The organism is Xylanimonas allomyrinae (assembly GCF_004135345.1).
In the GTDB taxonomy this organism is placed as follows: Bacteria; Actinomycetota; Actinomycetes; order Actinomycetales; family Cellulomonadaceae; genus Xylanimonas; species Xylanimonas allomyrinae.
Window position 1 is genome coordinate 121,727 of sequence record NZ_CP035495.1, and the last position, 18,584, is coordinate 140,310.

Below are 18,584 nucleotides of genomic sequence, written 5' to 3' on the forward strand. Positions count from 1 at the left end.
GGCCGCTTCCCAGGCCGTATCCCCGGCCGCCGACCCGGCTGTCGAGGCTCCCAGCGAGGCTCCCGGTGAGGCTCCCGGCGAGACCGTCGCCGACCTGCTCACGCTCGCGCAGGCCGCGCGCCCCGGGGGGCCCGGCGAGGACCTCGTGGCCCTGCTGGCCGCCGTCTGCGACATCGAGTCGGTCTCGGGCCGCGAGCGCCCCCTGGCCGACGCCGTCGAGGTGCTGCTGCGGGCACAGCCGCACCTGGAGGTGCTGCGCGACGGCGACTGCGTCGTGGCCCGCACGCACCTGGACCGCCCGCGTCGTGTCGTCGTCGCCGGGCATCTCGACACGGTGCCGCTGGCCGACCCGCCCAACCTGCCCACGCGGCTGGTCGACGGCCCGGACGGGCCCGAGCTGTGGGGCCGCGGCACCGTCGACATGAAGGCCGGCATCGCGATCATGCTGGCGCTCGCGGCCGACCTCGGCCGCCCGGGCGTGGAACCGACGTGCGACCTCACCTGGGTCTTCTACGACCAGGAGGAGGTCGAGGCGGTGCGCAACGGCCTGGGCCGCCTGGCCCGCAACCGCCCCGACCTGCTCGCGGGGGACTTCGCGATCGTGGGGGAGCCGTCGGACGGCGGCATCGAGGGCGGGTGCAACGGCACGATCCGGGTCGAGGTGCGCACGCGGGGCGTCGCGGCGCACTCGGCGCGGGCGTGGGCGGGCGTCAACGCGATCCACCTGGCGGCGCCGGTGCTGGACCGCCTGGCGGCGTACGTCCCGGCGCAGGTCGAGGTGGACGGCCTGGTGTACCGCGAGTCGCTGGGCGCCGTCGGCATCCGGGGCGGCGTCGCGGGCAACGTCGTGCCGGACGCGTGCGTGGTGACGGTCAACTACCGGTTCGCGCCGTCGCGTTCGGTGGACGAGGCCGAGGCGCACCTGCGTGAGCTGTTCGCCGGGTTCGAGGTTGTGGTCACGGACGCGGCCGGCGGTGCGCGGCCCGGTCTGGACGCGCCGCTCGCGGCCGCGTTCGCGCAGGCCGTGCTGGCTGTCACGGGCGGCAGCCCGCGCCCGAAGTACGGCTGGACCGACGTCGCACGGTTCGCGCAGCTGGGCATCCCGGCCGTGAACTTCGCGCCCGGGGACCCGCTGCTGGCGCACAAGGACGACGAGCGCGTGCCCGTCGCACAGCTGGCACCGTGCCGTGACGCGCTGCGCGCGTGGCTGCTGGCGGGTCCCGTGGATCGAGGGGTCGGCGCGGTGTCCCGGTCGTAGGCTGTCGGGATGAGCGCGACCGACGACGGCGTGGCCCAAGAGGGCGCCGGATACCGCAAGGGTCCCGTGCTGCTGCGCGGGCAGCAGATCCCGCTGCAGACGACGGACCAGCGCTTGCTGGCGGGGGCGAAGGCAGCGACTGGCTGCACAACGACCCGTGGCGGGTCATGCGCATCCAGTCGGAGTTCGTGGAGGGCTTCGGCGCGCTCGCCGAGGTCGGCCCGGCGGTCTCCGTGTTCGGGTCGGCGCGCACCGCGCGTGGCCACGCCGACTACCTCGCTGCCGAGCGGGTCGGCCGTGACCTCGTCGAGGCCGGCTACGCCGTCATCACGGGCGGCGGCCCGGGCATCATGGAGGCCGCCAACAAGGGGCCGCGGAGGCGGGCGGCCTGTCGGTCGGGCTCGGCATCGAGCTGCCGTTCGAGCAGGGCATGAACGACTACGTCAACCTGGGCGTGAACTTCCGCTATTTCTTCGCGCGCAAGACGATGTTCGTCAAGTACGCGCAGGGGTTCGTCGTGATGCCCGGCGGGTTCGGCACGTTCGACGAGCTGTTCGAGGCGCTGACCCTGGTGCAGACGCACAAGGTCACGAGCTTCCCGGTCGCGCTCGTGGGCTCCGACTACTGGGGCGGCCTGCTCGAGTGGCTGCGCGGCCCCGTGCTGGAGCGCGGCATGATCGCCGCCGCGGACCTGAGCCTGGTCCACCTGACCGACGACCCGAGCGAGGCCGTGACGTACGTGCGCGAACGCGGCGCCGAGCTGGCCGCGGAGGAACGCGCGGCGGCCGCGCGCGCCGTCGGCCTGCGCCCCGAGGCGTGACCGGCCCGGCGGCGCCCGCGGCCGGCCCCGTACCCCCGCCCGGGGTCTCGCTCGTGCTGCGCGGGCGCGAGCTCGGCCGCGACGACGCCTCGCGCGCGCGCCGCGGCGTGATCATGGCCATCGTCAACCGCACCACCGACTCGTTCTACGCGCCCGCGCGCCTGCCCGACGACGACGCCGCGCTCGACGCGGCCCACCGCGCGTGGGAGGAGGGCGCCGAGATCCTCGACGTCGGCGGCGTGCGTGCCGGTGTGGGACCGGAGGTCGACGAGGCCGAGGAGATCCGGCGGGTGGTGCCGTTCGTCGCGCGCGTGCGCGAGGCCGTGCCGGGCCTCATGGTGTCGGTCGACACGTGGCGTTCGGGCGTCGCACGCGAGGCCGTCGCGGCGGGCGCCGACCTCCTCAACGACACTTGGGCGGGCGCGGACCCGCACCTGGTCGAGGTCGCGGGCGAGGCCGGCGTCGGCGTCGTCTGCTCGCACACCGGGGAGCGGCCCCCCGCACCGACCCGCGGCGGGTCGCCTACCCCCTGCCCGGTGACGCCCCCGCGGACGCCGACCCGCGCGACGGCGTGCTGCTCGACGTCGTCGCGACGCTGCGGCGCGCGGCCGAGCGCGCGGTCGCGTGCGGAGTCCCGCGTGCGAGCGTCCTGGTGGATCCCACGCACGACTTCGGCAAGAACACCTGGCACTCGCTGCACCTGCTGCGGCGCACGCAGGCGCTGGCAGGGCTCGGGTTCCCGCTGCTGATGGCGTTGTCCCGCAAGGACTTCGTGGGCGAGACGCTGGGCCTGCCACCCGCGGACCGGCTCGAGGGCACGCTCGCGGCGACGGCGCTCGCGGCGTGGCTGGGCGCTCGCGTGTTCCGCGCGCACGACGTCGCCGCGACCCGGCGCGTGCTCGACCTGGTCGCCGTGGTGCGTGACGAGGCGCCGCCGGCGCAGGCCGTGCGCGGTCTGGCCTGAACGGCGCTCCGCGTATCGGTTTCCGGGCAGGCCCATTCGTTGAACTAGACTGTCTCTTGGCGAAGCGACCGCACAACGGAATGGAGAGCCACAGATGGCTGCGATGAAGCCGCGTACGGGTGACGGCCCCTTGGAGGTCACCAAGGAGGGACGTGGCATCGTCATGCGGGTCCCCCTGGAGGGCGGTGGCCGTCTCGTCGTCGAGCTGAACGCGACCGAGGCGAGCGAGCTGGGTGAGGCCCTGCAGGCTGTGGTCGCCTGAGAGGCACGGCCGTCTGACACGGAGAGCGAGCGCGGGACAGGTCACCTGTCCCGCGCTCGTCGTCTGTCGGCCTGATCGCGCCGACGGGTCAGCGTCGTGCCGCCAGGAGGACGCCGTCGCCGACGGGGACGAGGGTCGTGGCGAGGCGGTCGTCGGACCGCAGGGTCCGGCCGAGCGCCCGCACCGCCGTCGTGACCTCGTCGCGGCGTGCGGGGTCGGCGACCCGGCCGCCGCGCAGCGCACCGTCGACGACGAGGACGCCGTCCGGGCGCAGCAGCCGCACGGCGTCGGCGACGTGGTCGGCCGCGGCCGGGGCGTCTCCCAGCAGCACCAGGTCGTACGCCCCGTCCGCGAGGCGGGGCAGCACCTCGGCGGCCCGGCCGGGGATGGCGCGCGTGCGCCCCGGCGCGAGCCTCGCCTCGGCGAACGCGGTCCGTGCCGCGCGAAGGTGCGCCAGCTCGGTGTCGATCGTGGTCAGCACGCCGTCGTCGGGCATGCCCCGCAGCAGCCACACGCTGGCGACGCCGGCGCCCGTGCCGACCTCGACGACGGCACGCGCCCGGACCCCGGCCGTGAGCACCGCCAGCAGGGCGCCCACGCCCGGTGACACCGCGGGGCACCCGAGGTGGGCCGCACGCTCGCGGGCACGCAGCAGCACGTCGTCCTCGGGGACGAACGCCTCGGCGTACAGCCAGGCGGCGGTGCGGGCGTGGTCCGCGCGGTCGGCGCCCGCGGAGGGATCGGCGTGAGCGGTGATGGGATCCTCCGGCAGGGCAGGCAGGCAGGCAGGGCGGGCTGGACGTGCGGACGTGCGGACGTGCGGTGAAGGTGTGGTCGGTGAACAGGGGCGGCCCGCTGGGATGGTAGCGCGCCGTGGCACGATGGTGCCGATGACCAGCCTGCCCGCGGTCGACGCGACCGCATCCGTCGACGCCACGCCCACGCCGTGGACGCCCCCCACGTGGGACGCGATCGTGCGCGAGCACTCCGCACGCGTCTACCGGCTCGCCTACCGGCTCACCGGCAACCGGCAGGATGCCGAGGACCTCACGCAGGAGACGTTCCTGCGGGTGTTCCGCTCGCTGTCGGGCTACACGCCCGGCACGTTCGAGGGCTGGCTGCACCGCATCACCACCAATCTCTTCCTCGACTCCGTGCGTCGCGCCAAGCGCGTGCGCATGGACGCGATGGGAGACGACGCCGCGCACGTCGTCGACGACGACGACCGCGGCCGCCCCGAGCGCGGGTTCGAGCACGCGCACCTCGACCACGACGTGCAGGCCGCGCTGGGCCGGCTGCGGCCCGAGTACCGCGCGGCCGTCGTGCTGTGCGACATCGAGGGCCTCTCGTACGAGGAGATCGCGGTGACGCTGGGCGTCAAGCTCGGCACCGTGCGCTCGCGCATCCACCGCGCCCGCGCGCAGCTGCGCACGGACCTCGCCCACCGGAGGGCCTGATGCGGGCCGGGACGTCAGGGGTTCAGGGCCAGCACGTCGGCGACGACCGGGGTGCGTGGTGGTAGCGCGCCAGCCGGGCCACCTCGGCGACTGGCTCAGCCCGCTCGCGGACGGGCAGCTCGCCCCCGCCCAGGCCGAGCGCGCGCTCGCCCATGTCGCCGTCTGTCCCGCCTGCGCGGCCGGGCTGGAGGCCGAGCGGGAGGCGCGCCGAGCGCTCGCCACCGCCGCCGACGTGGCCGTGTCGCCCGGCCTGAACGACCGGCTCATGGCGCTGTCGGCGAGCGTCCCGTCCGCGGCGGGCGACCCGCTGCGTGAGCGGTCCGACGGCCCGTGGCCCGTGGGCGGACCCGGGGCGGCGGCGTTCACGGCGCCGCTGTCGGGGGACCTCATGGCCGTGGCACGACGGCGCCGCTCGCGCCGCGTGCTGGCGGCGGGCCTCGGGGGCATCGGGCTCGCCGCGGCCGCGCTGTTCGCCGCGGGGGACCTGCCCGTCGTCGTGCCCGACCCCGCGCCGGCCGAGGCGCTGACGCTGCTCGCACGCACCGGCGCGTCCGGCGACGCGGCGGGCGACGTCGTGCTCGGGCAGGCGTCGTCGATCCGCTCGGGAGCGTGGGACGCCGCGGCGCTCGCCTGGGTCACCGAGGAGGGCTGGGTGCCGCCCGCGTCGCTGCCCGCCGGGCTCGGCGTGTCGACGCTGCGCCTGGTGGGTGCGGACGCGACGGTGCTCGAGATCGACCTCGAAGGATCGGCAGGGCACGTCGTCGCGCGCGAACAGCGCGGGCGGCTCGACGGGACGCTCGCCGGGGGCCGGACCGAGCGCATCGCAGGGCACACCGTGACGGTGCTGTCGACCGAGCCGTGGCATGTCGCCTGGCAGGCGGGCGACGTCGTCGTCGACGTCGCCGCGGACGTGCCGCGCGACGTCCTGGAGGCCGTGCTGGCCGCCTTCCCGTCAGACGGGTACGATGCCGGCGTCCTGCCACGGATCGCCCGCGGGTGGGACACCGTGCGTACGGCGGTCGCCGGTCTTGACGGCGGGGTGCCCGGCGAACCCGAGGCGGACGGCGGCGCGACCGGCCGGCGAGGCTGAGCCGCCCGGTGCGGCGGGCGGTCGGCGCGGTCGGCCGGCGGCGTCCGCCGCATGCTCCCGAGGAGCACGGACGACGCTTCGTGCGGATGACGCGCACGGCGGCGTCGCATCGACTCCGCGCCCGCCACCACCCGCCACCACCCGCCACGCAGGTCGTCGGCGAGGCTCTAGGCTGGCGGCGTGTTGTTCGACATCAACGGCGGCGAGGCGCTCATCATCGTCGTGCTCGCGCTGGTGCTCGTCGGGCCTGAGCGGCTGCCGCAGTACGCGGCGCAGCTCGCGCGCCTGGTGCGCCGCGCGAAGTCGCTGCTCGCCGACGCGCGCGAACGGGTGACCGACGAGCTCGGGCCCGAGGTGGCGGACGTCGACTGGTCGAAGCTCGACCCGCGGCAGTACGACCCGCGCCGCATCGTGCGCGAGGCGCTGCTCGACGACGGCCCGCTCGCGCCGGGGGCCAAACGCCCTGCGGGGCGGGACGTCCCGGCGGGGCGTGCGGCCGCAGCAGGTACCGCCGCGGGTGCCGCGGCCGGGCGCGCGGAGGCGGTCGCTCCCGCTGCCCCTGACCGCCCCGGACTCGTGCCGGCCGGGGACCCCGCGCCGTTCGACGCCGACGCCACCTGAACAGGTGGCGTCGCGCCGGTTCGCCCGCCCCGGTCCGACGCGTCCCGGCGAACCTGCCAGAATGAGGCCCATGTCCGACGTCGTCACCACCACTCCTCGCGGCCACCGCCCCCGCATCCTGTCCGGCATGCAGCCCACCGACGGCTCGCTGCACCTGGGCAACTACATCGGGGCGCTGCGTCAATGGGTGGCGTTGCAGGACGATTTCGACGCTCTCTACTTCGTGGCCGACCTGCACTCGCTGACGGTCAACCCGGACCCAGCGCAGCTGCGCGAGCGCACCCGTCGCACCGCGGCTCAGTACCTCGCGGCGGGCGTCGACCCCGAGCGCTCGATCCTCTTCGTCCAGTCGCACGTGGCGGAGCACGCCGAGCTGGGCTGGCTGCTGCAGTGCCAGACCGGGTTCGGCGAGGCGAGCCGCATGACGCAGTTCAAGGACAAGTCGGCCAAGCAGGGCTCCGAGGGCACCACCGTGGGCCTGTTCGCGTACCCGATGCTCATGGCGGCCGACATCCTGCTGTACGACTCGGCGCTCGTGCCCGTCGGGGAGGACCAGCGCCAGCACCTGGAGCTCACCCGGGACCTGGCCGAGCGGCTCAACTCGCGGTTCGGGGTGGGCACCGCCGTGGTCCCGGACGCGCACATCGTCAAGGGCGGGGCCAAGATCCAGGACCTGCAGAACCCGTCGGCCAAGATGAGCAAGTCGTCGTCGGGCGGCAAGGGTGTGGTGTGGCTGCTCGAGGACCCGAAGACGGCCGCGAAGGCGATCAAGGGCGCGGTCACCGACGCCGACGAGACGTACGGGGTGCGCTTCGACCCCGAGGCCAAGCCGGGCATCTCGAACCTGCTGACGATCTTCTCGGCCGTGACCGGCCGTGACGTCGACGCCATCGCCGCGGAGTACGACGGCCGCGGCTACGGGTACCTGAAGGTCGACCTCGCCGACGCCGTCGTCGCCTGGCTCGCCCCGTTCCAGGAGCGTGCCGCCACCTACCTCGCGGATCCGGCGCAGCTCGACAAGGTGCTGGCCGACGGCGCGGCGCGCGCCCGCGAGATCGCGCGCCCGGTGCTCGACCGGGTGTACGACAGGTTCGGTCTCCTGCCCGTGGCGCGCGGCTGAGGCCCGGACGTGCATCTCCCCGAGCGGGGGCCCGCACAGGCGCGGATCGGCATCTCCATCGCGGTGCCGGACCCTTGGGCCGCCCACCTTCAAGAGGCGCGACGGAGCTTTGGCGACACCCAGGCCAGCACCATCCCGCCGCACATCACGGTCGTCGGGCCGACCGTCGTCGACCAGGCCGTGCTGCCGGCCGTGTGCGAGCACCTGGAGAAGGTGGCGGGCGAGTCGCCCGTGTTCCGGCTGCACCTGCGTGGGTCCGGCACGTTCCGTCCCGTGTCGCCCGTCGTGTTCGTCAACGTCGTCGAGGGCATCGCCGAGTGCGAGCAGCTTGAGCAGGCCGCTCGGTCCGGGGTTCTGGCACAGGACTCCCGGTTCAACTACCACCCGCACGTCACGGTCGCGCACGAGGTGCCGGACGCCGCGCTGGACCGGGCGTTCACCCAGATGGCGGGCTTCGACGCGACGTTCGACGTCACTGCCCTGTGGCTCTACGAGCACGGCGACGACGGCGTGTGGCGCCCGCAGCGCTCCTTCGACCTGCGCGCCGAGTGACGCGTCCGTAGGGTCGGCCTGGTGGGGCTCCCTCCGGTCGTCGCGCAGGTGCGTCAGCGGTGGGTCGGTTCGCGCCCCGGACGTGCCCTGTCCTGGTACGGGGCACGCAGCGGTGCGCAGCTCTGCGGCGGGATCGCCTACTCGGCGCTCTTCTCGCTGTTCGCGGCGCTGACTCTGGGGTGGACGGTGTTCTCGGCGTCGCTCGGCGCGAACGATGCGCTGCGCGCCGCGGTGCTCGACCAGGTCGACACCTGGGTGCCCGGACTCGTGGGCACCGAACCCGGAGACCTGGTTCCACCCGATGCGCTCCTGTTGCGCGGCGGCCTGACGTGGACGACGGTGATCGCCGTCGTCGTGCTCCTCGTGTCGGCGCTCGGAGTCATGGGGGCCCTACGGGCCTCGGTGCGGGCGATGTTCGACATCCCACCCGCGCAGGGCAACCCCGTGGCGGCCCGCCTGTGGCAGCTCGCGGGGTTCGCCGTCCTCGGGGTGGGGATGCTCGCCTCCGCGGTGGCGTCTGTCGCCTCCCACTCGGTGGGCGCCGTCGTCGAGTCGGCCCTGGGCGGGAGCGAGCCTGCGGTGTGGGCGGTGCGGGTCGGCGGTGCCGCCGTCGGCGTCGTCCTCGATGCCGTGGTCGTGGCGGCGATCGTGTGGCTGGTCGGGGGAGCGCGGCCCGCGCGGCGCGACCTCGTCGTCGCAAGCGTCGCCACGGGGCTGGTCGCCGGGGCGCTGCGCTGGGTGGGCACGTCGGTCATCGTCGGCTCGGCCGGCGCCAACGCGCTGCTGGCACCCTTCGCGGCGATCGTCACGATCCTCGTGCTCGTCAACTTCCTCGCGCGCGTCCTCCTCCTGGCGTGCGCGTGGCTGCACGACCCGCCGCGAGCGCGCGCGGCGTGACCAGGCCCGGCGGAGCGTCGCCGCCCGGCGGGTGCGGTGGCGGGCCGGGCGGCGCCAGCGTCCGGGGGAGGTGCCCGGCATCGCGCGCGCAGGGCCCCTCAACCACGTGGCGAACGCGCGCCGGAGCTGCTCGCGGCTGTCGATCCCGATCTTGCGGTACACGTTGAACAGGTGGTGCTCGACGGTGCGCACGCTGAGCACCAGCTCGTTCGCGACCTCGCTCGTGGCGACCCCTGCCACGACGCGGCACGCGATCTCCAGCTCTCGGTGCGACAGGTCGACCGCACGAACGAGCGGCGCGAAGAGCCCTTCGATCCCGCCGGTCGTCTCCTCGACGAGAGTCCACGTGCGGGAGGCCTGGAGCGCGGCGGCGGGCCGTTCACCGGCCGCGCGCAGGATGAGCGCCTCGGCCACGCCGGCGCGCGCGACGTAGAGCCAGGCACCTAGGTCGCTCATCGTCGCTGCGACCTGGCGCAGCCGCCCGAGGTCGCGTGTGGCCGTGGCCTGGGCGAGCTCGCAGAGCGCGCGCACCACCGGGCTCTCGACGTGGGCAAACCGCGGGAGCAGGCAGGTCATCCGGGCCGGGTCGGGCAACGCCTCGGCGGCGTCGACGGCGTAGAACGCGGACGCGACCACGTAGTCGCGGGCAGCGGCATCGTCGGCACGGGCCCACATCGCCTCACCGAAGTCGTCGGCCTCGGAGTCGAGGTCCAGCGCCATGTAGGGCAGCGGCCCGTTGACGTGCGGGCCGTCGTCCGCGTCGCGGGGTGCGGACGGCGGTCGTCCGCCGAGCCAGCGCTCGCGCGCCTCGGCGATCCCCTGGACCCCGGAGCGGTAGTGCGCGTGCAGCGTCGACCGCGACGTCATCGTGAGGATCGAGGAGGTGACACGCTTGACCTCGTCGAGCTGTCCCTGGAGCGCGAGGCCGAGGGCGACGGCGTATCCGTGGGCCTGGATCGCCTCGGGTGCGCGATGGTGCCGGCCGGCTTCAAGGCTCCGTAGCGCCTGGGCGGTGCCTTCGGCGATCTGGCCGCCCAGGACGCACGCGAGGTCGCTGGAGAACTGCCGGTGGCCGACGAAGATCGGGTGGTGCGGAGCCGGTGTGTCGAGTGCTGCCCGGGCCGACGTGGTGCGCCCCAGCGTGAGGTCGGCGTCGATGGTGATGCCCGACACCGCCTCGGCCGAGAGCGGCAGCTCACCGGCCGCCGCGCAGGTGAGATCGGCAGGGACGCGCTCGAGCGTGAGCTCCAGGTGCTGGCCGACGGCGGCGAGGTGGCCCCGCGAGCGCGGGCACCGGGTGGCTGCGTCGCGCAGCACCTCGTGGGCCTTGGCGATGTCGTGGCGGCTGAACGCCAGGTGGAGGGCGTACCAGGCGGCCAGCTCGGCGAACTCGTTCTCCGATCCGAGCGCCGCGTCCGTCAGGTCGTAGACCTCGGCAGGGTCCACGATGTCCGACGACGACGTCATCATCGCGCGCAGGAGCTGTTCGGCGGACGCCGGGAGCCGGTCCGCCTCCCAGGTCGCCAGCCAGTGGTGGGTCACGGCGGACAGGTGTTCGGCGAGCGTGTGGCTGCGGATCGTGTCGACCACCGCCTGAGGGGGGTGCTGGTCGACGGCCAGGGCGGGCGGGAGCACGAGGTGAGCGCTCAGGAGGCGTTCGCGGACGGTCACCCGGCGCGAGCGGGTGCTCTCGTGCGCGAAGTACTCGCCGACGAGCGGGGGGTAGACGCCGACGACGCCTCCGCCGGGGCCGTCGATGATGTCGACGAGCCCGAGCGCGCTGAGGCGTTCCACGCCGTCGGTCGGGACGAGCCCGTTGAGGTTGTCGACGGTCAACGGGCTGGCGATGGCGATGAGCGCCAGGGCTTCGAGGTCCTCGGGGCTCGCGTCGATCAGCATCGACTCCGCGACGGGGGCAAGCTGCGCGGACCAGAGGGCCCCAGGGGCCGTCCAGCTGCCGTTGACCGGGCAGATGAGGCCGGCATCCGCCCCGACGAGTGCGACGGTTCGCGCGAGTCCGGGCAGCCCGCCCGAGTCGGTGGCGATCCGTGCCATGGTGCGGGAGTCGACCGGCCCGCCCAGAAGCTCCTCGATCATCGTGCGCAGCTCGCCGAGCATCAGCGGGGGACCGTGCGTCGTACGGACGGCTGGAGCGCGGCGAGCAGGGCACGCAGTGCCGACGTCGGCTGCGACCCGGTGCGCCGGACGACGAGCATGGACACCGGGCGCTGTGCGCGCACCGCCGCGATCACGCCGATGGTCAGGTCGTCCAGGTCGTCCGCGTCGTCGACCAGCAGGGTTCCGTGTGAGGCGACCTCGTCGCCGAGCACCGTGACGGCGTTCGCGACGGTGATGTTGCCCACCAGCTCGGGGAACCTGGTCAGCAGTGCCCCGAGCGGGCGGTCGCGCATCGCGCCGACGCCGGCGACCTGGACGGTGCGCTGACCGCTCGATTGCAGTCGTTCGGCGACCCGCTCTGTCGCGTCGCTGCGACCCGAGCACGGTCTGCCGACCAGCTCGACGCTGATCCCCTTGGACAGTTGGCCTGCCAGTGCGGCAGTCAGGCTGCTCATCCAGACACCAGCCCCTCTCGCGATTTGTACCTAATCCTTACTTGTAGGTGGCCGGGGATGTCAGGCAGAGGCCACCAACTACGTATCGGTGGCGCCCTCGCTACGTATCTACGAGCGTGCGTGTGGCGTCCGGCACCGGTGCGCTGCGAGTCGGCCGGGCAAGGGTCTCCGGCCGAGGGTCCGCCGTCGCCGGGCAGCGCTCCGGCGAGGAGCGGGTGGTCGAACGCCGGCGGATGCGGCCGGTCTGGAGGGGGCAGTCGGCGGCGGCGACGTCGTCGCGTCTGCGCCACGGGCAGTACCCACCCAGGCGTGACAGGTTCGCCGGGGAGGCGGAAGCGGTACGGGCCCGGCCGCAGGTGGTCACGTGAGACGGCAGGAGCGGGCCTCACCGCACGGCGCGCGCAGGCCACGCCGGAGAGACTTGCTGCCACGGGGGCGCTCGTGCCCCACCGGCAGAACGGCAACGGTGCCGGGCGGGGCCGGTGGGGCGCGAGCGGTGCTGCCGCTGCCACTCCGCATCGGGCTCGACTCCAGGCGAGCGCGCGCCGCCTACCTCGAGGTGGACCGTCTGACGGCGAACGGCTCTGACCTGGCCGCTCGGCATGCGTCCGCTCAGGGCCAGTCAGGGCCGCCGGGGGCATCGCGCGACCTTCCGTGGGGCTCCAGGGCGGGACCGGTCGATGGCGCGTACCTGGTGCCACAGTTGAGTCCCGCAGAGTGGTGTAGGTCGGCCAGGTGGCCGTCGCCGGCGTGACAGCCGGGAGATGAGAGGCGGCCACCGCGTGATCCTTCGAGTTGAACCTTCCCAAGTTCGCTCGAACGGAGTACCCGCGATGACCGCACCTCACATGATCGACCCTGCCCGCCTGCTTCACGAAGCGTTGGCCGAGTCCTCCCCGGACTTCATGCGCACGATGCTGGGCAACATCATCAACGCCCTGCTCTCCGAGCACGCCGACACGGTCGTCGGCGCCGAGTGGGGCCAACGCTCGCCCGAGCGCACGACACAGCGCAACGGGTACCGGCACCGGCCCCTGGACACCCGGGTCGGGACGATCGACGTGGCGATCCCCAAGCTGCGCGAGGGGACCTACTTCCCAGACTGGCTCCTCGAGCGCCGCAAGCGGGCCGAGTCCGCCCTGACCACCGTGGTCGCGGACTGCTACCTGGCAGGCGTCTCGACGCGCCGGATGGACAAGCTCGTCAAGACCCTCGGGATCGACGGGCTCTCGAAGTCGCAGGTCTCCCGCATGGCCGCCGACCTGGACGAGCAGGTCGACGCGTTCCGCCACCGCCCGCTGGACGAGTCCGGCCCGTTCACTTTCGTCGCCGCGGACGCTTTGACGATGAAGGTCCGTGAGGCCGGCCGGGTGATCAACGCCGTCGTGCTCGTGGCCACGGGCGTCAACGGTGACGGGCACCGTGAGGTCCTCGGCACCCGCGTGGTGACCTCGGAAACCGGCGCGGCGTGGAACGAGTTCTTCGCCGACCTCGTCGCCCGCGGCCTGACCGGGGTGCGCCTGGTGACCTCGGACGCCCACCGCGGCCTGGTCGAAGCGATCGCGGCGAACCTGCCCGGAGCGACCTGGCAACGCTGCCGCACTCACTACGCCGCGAACCTCATGAGCGTGTGCCCCAAGGCGTCCTGGCCGGCCGTCAAGGCGATGCTGCACTCTGTCTACGACCAGCCCACCCCCGCGGCGGTGACCACGCAGTTCGACCAGCTCCTCGACATGGTCGCCACCCCGCTGCCCGACGTGCACGACCACCTCGACGCCACCCGCGCCGACATCCTCGCGTTCACCGCGTTCCCCAAGGAGATCTGGAGACAGATCTGGTCGAACAATCCCAACGAACGGCTCAACAAGGAGATCCGCCGTCGCACCGACGTCGTGGGCATCTTCCCTAACCGTGACGCCATCGTGCGGCTCGTCGGCGCCGTCCTGGCCGAACAGCACGACGAGTGGGCCGAAGGGCGCCGCTACTTCTCCCTCGACGCCCTCAAGAAGGCACGCACCCCTCTGGCCGTCTCCACCGACGTCGTCCCCGCCCAGCCGCTGACCCTCGGAGCCGCCGCCTGACCTGACCGACACGACGAAGGATCACAACGCGCTACACCACCTGCTGGGGCTTGACCGGTGCCACGCCCGGCACGGCCGGGAGGTGCCCGCGCGGTCCGGCGCGAGCCACGGCACGTCGAAGAGCGCAACGAACCTGACGTGTACGCGGTGAGCCCCTCAATGCCGCGGAAGAGCCCGGACCCTTACGCCTGGGAGCGCTCCCAGACACCTGAATCTCGCGCGAGCACGACGATGCCTCTTCCGCACGCGAGACCCTTGATATGGGCGGTTCCCCGGTGACACCGGGAGAGGCGGTGAGGTTTCGCGACCGGGTGCGTCGTAACGGTCGGGTAGACGGTCCGCGGACGCGCGGCTCGATGCGGAGCGAGGCGGATGATGTATTCGAGGACTTCGAAGCGTCCCTCAGCGCCGGGGGTGGCGCGGCGCGGCGGCGTGGCGCGTGCGGGCGCGCGCCGGGCGACGTCCCGCGTACGCCGTCGCGTCGTTCAGATCGGCGCAGTAGCCCTTGCCCTGGCGGTGGCAGCCACCGGCGTGGTCTGGCCGCAGGCGGAGTCGGCGAGCGCTGCGAACGAGGATGCGCCCGTGTTCATCGAGGAATTGGCGTTCGCGGACAAGATCGGCAGTCTTTCGGGGTTCCGTGCGTCTTTCGTAGTGAGGATTCCCCAGGACTACATCGACGGCCAGACTGGCGAACTCCGCGAAGTCCATGGGAAGAAGTTCGTGATCGGGTTTGCGCGGACTCCCCCACTTGATGTGCAAAGGGTTGAACTCAACTACTCCAACACTTTGGGGTCGGTGGTGGACGATTCGTGGATCATGAAGCGACCCATGGAGTGCGCCCAGTACACGATCCACAAGATCGTCGCGGTCGGCGATCATTTCGACCTTACCGTCAGCGTGCGGGGATTTGTGACGGTCAATGTGATCGCATCTGGGGCCACGATGAACTGGTACTTCGGCTACGGGTCCGGCCAAGAGTGGTTAGATAATCCCGCGACGACACATGTTGCCGCATATTCACCCGTTGACCCTAACCCTGCCCCTTGGAACACCCAAGGCCCGATTGTCAGCACAATTGAAACTGCAGGTGCGGTAGAGGACCTCTGGCACGGGGGGGATTTCTACTGGGAGGCGAGTCTCGACCGCGGGCTCAATGGCCTGCCATCCGGGGTGCTGCCCCCTCGGAGCCTCTGGGTCGACGTCGTCAGCCCTGCCTTCGGCGGGATGACGGAAGGCCCGGCCAACTCCGTTGTCGACTCCTTCTGGTATGCGTGGGTGCACAGGGACGGCAGCCTGGTCCAGTCGATCAACACCCGTCCCACCCGACTCTCGGGGTTCCAGCCCCATGACAACTTTACCCGTCCCGACGGAGTGATGAACGTCTCGGGTCGTCTCGCTCGCGGCAGCGCGGAAAGCACGCCCGGCCTGACGGACAAGGTGGGCACCGACGGCAGTGTCGACTTCCGTGGCGCCGGGGGCACGGGCTTCTACAAGCTCGTCGTCTGGCCGGAATCCCGTGACCCCGAGACCGTCACGAATGCGGATGCAACTGCCCAGGCGCCCGCCCTCTCCTACACGGAGGAGGATCTCTTCTCGGCCGACGGCACCATGACGGACGCGGCCGCGGACGCCTCGTGGCTGGCAGCCTGGGTCTTCTACAGCGAACCGCCTCCGCCGTTCATCGAGGCACCCGCGGACCCGTGGGTCGAACGGGGCGTGGACGGTGTCACGATTTCGGGGACAGGATTACCAGGTCACACGATCACGCTCAAGCGCGGCACCGGAGAGACGATCACCGACGTTGACGCAGAGAACCTGGTCATACTGACGGACGGGTCGAACGCCTGCGAGCCCGGGGAGTGCGTCGTCGTCGGCGACGATGGGAGGTGGTCGTTCACGACGACGGACGCGCTCGAAAGCGGCCAGTACACCGTTGTCGCGTTCCAGACAGTGCGGACCACGGCGAATCTGGTCACCAGCGGACCGTCCAACCCGCGGAGCGGTTCACCCGCTGCATGGGGCGCGACATTCACCGTGGACAACGACGAGCCGGCACCGCCGACCATGACGTGCCCGGCGCCACCGATTCTCAACCCGGCTTCCGTGTCGGGCGCGGGTGTCGAGGCGGGCGCCACGGTGCGTGTCTACAGCGGCGGTGATCCGCGCACGCTGATCGGGTCTGCCGTGGTGGGCGAGAACGGCTCCTGGTCGTATACGTTCGACCCTCCGCTGAGCGACGGCACCTACACCGTGGCCGTGACAGCGACGGACGCCGTCGGCAACGAGTCCAACCTATCGGCCCCGTGTGAGCTCCTCTTCTCCGCCACCGTCCTTGTCACGGGGGCCAAGGAGATCGCGCCCATGGAGACTCCGCCGCTGGGCGTCCCCGCGCCGGACCTCACCAACTGGGAGATCATCGCGACGCCGGAAGACGGCCAGCCGGTGGTCATCAGCGGTGGGGGTGCGTCGCTCCAGCGCGAAGCGACCTACACGATTGCCGAACGGTTGCGGACCGATCCGCAACCAGACGACGCCGCCGCCCGCTACACACAACGCGGCATCGTGTGCACCGACGCCAATGGCACGGCGCTCCCCGCCGGCATCTTCGACCCGGATGCGGCGACGATCACGGTCGGGCGCGCCGCCGACGTCGCAGCCCCCATCGGGTGCGCCGTCACGAACCAGACTGCGCACACAGCGCTGGTGACCGTGGGCCTCAGCGGCGAGACCGTGAACCCGCCGCCGGGGTGGTCGCTGACGAGTTCCGAGTCCGGAGGGTTCCGTGCCGTCTCGCTCGACCACACGACGCCGGTCAACGCAGCGCGCCCCGGTGAGCACGACCTGACGGCACGAGTCCCCGCGGGTCTCGCGGTCGAGCGGATCGAGATGCTGGACACCAGCACGGTGTCCTGCCAGGCGCACATCACGAGCCCGGCGGACGCGTCCGAGAACTGCTGGCTCACCGTGACGGGCGCCGTCACAGTCGAGCAGGGCAAGCCGCACGGGTACCGGATCGTCGCGGGCTTCCACGACGTCCCGGCGCTGCCCATCACGGGCGGGCTCGGCGGCTGGGCCTTCACCGCCTCCGGCGCGGGCGTGCTGCTCGCGGCGGCGGGTGCCGCCCTCTGGCGGTGGCTCGCGATCACACGCCCCCGGAGGTCACGGGAGGTCATGTATTGACGAGACACGTTGTGGGCTGCCTGCAGCCCGCCCCGGATGACGACGCCGCGGCCGACGTCGCGGAGAGGTACCTGACGATGAGGGGAAGCGCTGTGAGAACAACACATTCACGACGGACACGGGGCATCGCGCTCGCAGGCGCCACGGCGATCGTGCTCGGCGGGGCCGTGACGGCCGTCGCCCAGGAGGATGACACGACGCACGGCTCGATCACGGTGTACAAGTACGAGCTCCCCGACGAGAGTCTCGCCCCGCAGAACGGTCAGGCGATCGATGACATAGCGGACGCCCTGACTGCGGTCGCGGGAGCCGGGTTCAGCGTCTGCGAGGTTGAGGACATCGACCTGATGCGCGCGGAAGACTGGGAGACGCTCAAGAAGTTCACCGTCGCCGTCAACACGGACGGCACACCAGCGGTCACGATGGACGCGACTGAGTTTGACTGCGACCTGGTGAGCGGACAGGACGAAGCGACCACCGATGGGACGGGCAAGGCGGTCTTTGTCGGACTGCCCGCGTACAAGGCCTACGTCGTCTACGAATCGGAACTTCCGAGCGGCGCGCTCTATCGCGCCGCTCCCACGTTCCTCACCATCCCCTACCCGGGGACGGGGACGGGGGAGGCGGCCGCCTGGAACTACAACCCGGTGATCTACCCGAAGAACGTGATTGTCGGGTCGGGGGCCACCAAGGAGGCCTCAGTTGCCGGTGACACGGTGTCCTTCGACATCACCGTCCCGATCAACGCGCTCGGCAAGGACAAGGCCTACACCAAGTTCGTCATCTCCGACCAGCTCGGCGACCACCTGGCGTACACCGGGGCGAGTTTCACGCTCACCGACAAAGACGGCTACGTGGTCGATTTCGTTGACGATGACTACACCCTGACCGCCCCGAGCGGGGTCGGCGGAGCGGAAGTTGTGCTCGCTCTTGTGGAGAACGGGCTCAGTGTGGTTAGCCAGAACATCGGCGGCAAGCTCGTGTTGACGATCACAACCAAAGTCCTCGCTTCGGGTTCGACGGAGAACATGGCGACGATCACCATCAACGAAAAGTCGACGGACGATAATTCGAGCCCGAAGGTGGTGGATGAAGTTGACATCCACGTCGGTGCGTACCTGCTCAAGAAGGGGATGGCGAAGGACAACTCCACTGAGTTCCCGCTCGCCGGTGCCGTTTTCGCCGTGTACGAGATGGGCGACGAGGGCTGCGCAGATCAAGAACCGGCGGATGGTACCGAAATTGTGAAGGGCCTCACGTCCGGCAGCACGGGAGAGACCGACACCTTCACCATCCCCGCGGGCTATTACTGCGTGTACGAGACGTCCACCCCGTTCGGGTACAAGAATGCCGGTGTGAAGGAGTGGCCGGTCAAAAAGATCGCTGACCTGAATGAGGGCAGCCCCTTCCTTAAGATCGTCAACGAACAGATCGACGTGTCGGACGGCGACCTGCCTGCCCTTCCGGTGACGGGTGCCTCGGGCATCATCACCATGCTCGTCCTGGGTGGCTCGCTGATCAGCCTCGGCGTCGTGCTCGCCGTCGTGCGCCGGCGACGCGATCAGGCGTCGTCCTGACGCACCACACAAAGCCTCGGGAAGGTGGTGACTCACGCTCCCGCCCCGGGGGCCGCCACGGGGGAGGCGGAGGGGAGCGGTTCGCAGGGGGCGGGGACAGTGGAGTCCGCGCCCCCTGCGGGCGTCCCCACG

General features: G+C 72.1%; 13 protein-coding genes and 3 pseudogenes. 13 read left to right on the forward strand and 3 right to left on the reverse strand.

The window, feature by feature from the left end:
- Positions 1-94 precede the first annotated feature (94 nt).
- From dapE to ET495_RS00535, 4 genes and pseudogenes are all read left to right on the forward strand, one after another.
- The gene (gene dapE, locus ET495_RS00520; RefSeq protein ID WP_129205804.1) at positions 95-1,258 is read left to right on the forward strand and encodes a succinyl-diaminopimelate desuccinylase; all 1,164 of its coding nucleotides are present in this window, start codon (positions 95-97) and stop codon (positions 1,256-1,258) included.
- Positions 1,259-1,267: 9 nt separating this feature from the next.
- Positions 1,268-2,078: pseudogene (locus ET495_RS00525) on the forward strand (LOG family protein).
- Positions 2,075-3,042 (forward strand): annotated as a pseudogene (gene folP, locus ET495_RS00530) (dihydropteroate synthase). Before ET495_RS00525 ends, folP begins: the two co-directional pseudogenes overlap by 4 nt.
- Before the next feature lie 94 nt (positions 3,043-3,136).
- On the forward strand, positions 3,137-3,304 hold the full coding sequence (locus tag ET495_RS00535; RefSeq protein WP_069984704.1) for a DUF3117 domain-containing protein: 168 nt from the start codon (positions 3,137-3,139) through the stop codon (positions 3,302-3,304).
- An 88-nt stretch (positions 3,305-3,392) separates the two neighbouring features.
- Here the strand turns inward: ET495_RS00535 and ET495_RS00540 are convergent, their stop codons facing one another.
- Positions 3,393-4,184 carry an O-methyltransferase gene (locus ET495_RS00540; protein ID WP_342770129.1) on the reverse strand — a complete coding sequence of 264 codons (792 nt, stop codon included), beginning with the start codon at positions 4,182-4,184 and terminating at the stop codon, positions 3,393-3,395.
- Between the two features lies 1 nt (position 4,185).
- Here ET495_RS00540 and sigE point away from each other — a divergent pair, with 1 nt between their 5' ends.
- The 6 genes from sigE to ET495_RS00570 all read left to right on the forward strand — a co-directional run bounded on the left by sigE (position 4,186) and on the right by ET495_RS00570 (position 9,041).
- Positions 4,186-4,761, forward strand: coding sequence for an RNA polymerase sigma factor SigE (gene sigE, locus ET495_RS00545; protein ID WP_129201764.1), 576 nt, complete (start codon positions 4,186-4,188; stop codon positions 4,759-4,761).
- 55 nt (positions 4,762-4,816) lie between these two features.
- Positions 4,817-5,851 (forward strand): anti-sigma factor family protein, encoded by a 1,035-nt coding sequence (locus tag ET495_RS00550; protein ID WP_129201766.1) that lies wholly within the window; start codon positions 4,817-4,819, stop codon positions 5,849-5,851.
- Positions 5,852-6,031: 180 nt separating this feature from the next.
- Positions 6,032-6,472: a twin-arginine translocase TatA/TatE family subunit gene (locus ET495_RS00555; protein ID WP_129201768.1), complete on the forward strand. Its 441-nt coding sequence runs from the start codon at positions 6,032-6,034 to the stop codon at positions 6,470-6,472.
- A gap of 70 nt (positions 6,473-6,542) precedes the next feature.
- A complete protein-coding gene (gene trpS, locus ET495_RS00560; RefSeq protein ID WP_129201770.1) occupies positions 6,543-7,592 on the forward strand; it encodes a tryptophan--tRNA ligase in 1,050 nt (349 codons plus the stop codon).
- Between the two features lie 9 nt (positions 7,593-7,601).
- On the forward strand, positions 7,602-8,144 hold the full coding sequence (locus ET495_RS00565; RefSeq protein WP_129201772.1) for a 2'-5' RNA ligase family protein: 543 nt from the start codon (positions 7,602-7,604) through the stop codon (positions 8,142-8,144).
- A 48-nt stretch (positions 8,145-8,192) separates the two neighbouring features.
- Positions 8,193-9,041, forward strand: coding sequence for a YihY/virulence factor BrkB family protein (locus ET495_RS00570; protein WP_245993532.1), 849 nt, complete (start codon positions 8,193-8,195; stop codon positions 9,039-9,041).
- Between the two features lie 183 nt (positions 9,042-9,224).
- Here the strand turns inward: ET495_RS00570 and ET495_RS19285 are convergent.
- Both ET495_RS19285 and ET495_RS00580 read right to left on the reverse strand, forming a co-directional pair.
- Positions 9,225-11,159, reverse strand: a pseudogene (locus ET495_RS19285) (hypothetical protein); the annotation flags it as partial.
- Complete coding sequence (locus ET495_RS00580) at positions 11,159-11,614, reverse strand: hypothetical protein (protein ID WP_129201778.1); 456 nt, start codon at positions 11,612-11,614, stop codon at positions 11,159-11,161. The pseudogene ET495_RS19285 and the gene ET495_RS00580, both read right to left, overlap by 1 nt.
- 833 nt (positions 11,615-12,447) lie before the next feature.
- Here ET495_RS00580 and ET495_RS00585 point away from each other — a divergent pair.
- The 3 genes from ET495_RS00585 to ET495_RS00595 all read left to right on the forward strand — a co-directional run bounded on the left by ET495_RS00585 (position 12,448) and on the right by ET495_RS00595 (position 18,452).
- On the forward strand, positions 12,448-13,695 hold the full coding sequence (locus ET495_RS00585; RefSeq protein ID WP_129201780.1) for an IS256 family transposase: 1,248 nt from the start codon (positions 12,448-12,450) through the stop codon (positions 13,693-13,695).
- Positions 13,696-14,277: 582 nt separating this feature from the next.
- On the forward strand, positions 14,278-16,875 hold the full coding sequence (locus ET495_RS00590) for an Ig-like domain-containing protein (RefSeq protein ID WP_162616317.1): 2,598 nt from the start codon (positions 14,278-14,280) through the stop codon (positions 16,873-16,875).
- Between the two features lie 11 nt (positions 16,876-16,886).
- The gene (locus ET495_RS00595) at positions 16,887-18,452 is read left to right on the forward strand and encodes a SpaH/EbpB family LPXTG-anchored major pilin (protein ID WP_129201784.1); all 1,566 of its coding nucleotides are present in this window, start codon (positions 16,887-16,889) and stop codon (positions 18,450-18,452) included.
- The last annotated feature ends 132 nt before the right edge of the window (positions 18,453-18,584 follow it).

Coding starts and splice junctions, on each gene's coding strand:
- ET495_RS00535 (WP_069984704.1), top strand. CDS start 3,137: ATGGCTGCGATGAAGCCGCGTACGGGTGACGGCCCCTTGGAGGTCACC.
- sigE (WP_129201764.1), top strand. CDS start 4,186: ATGGTGCCGATGACCAGCCTGCCCGCGGTCGACGCGACCGCATCCGTC.
- trpS (WP_129201770.1), top strand. CDS start 6,543: ATGTCCGACGTCGTCACCACCACTCCTCGCGGCCACCGCCCCCGCATC.
- ET495_RS00580 (WP_129201778.1), bottom strand. CDS start 11,614: ATGAGCAGCCTGACTGCCGCACTGGCAGGCCAACTGTCCAAGGGGATC.
- ET495_RS00585 (WP_129201780.1), top strand. CDS start 12,448: ATGACCGCACCTCACATGATCGACCCTGCCCGCCTGCTTCACGAAGCG.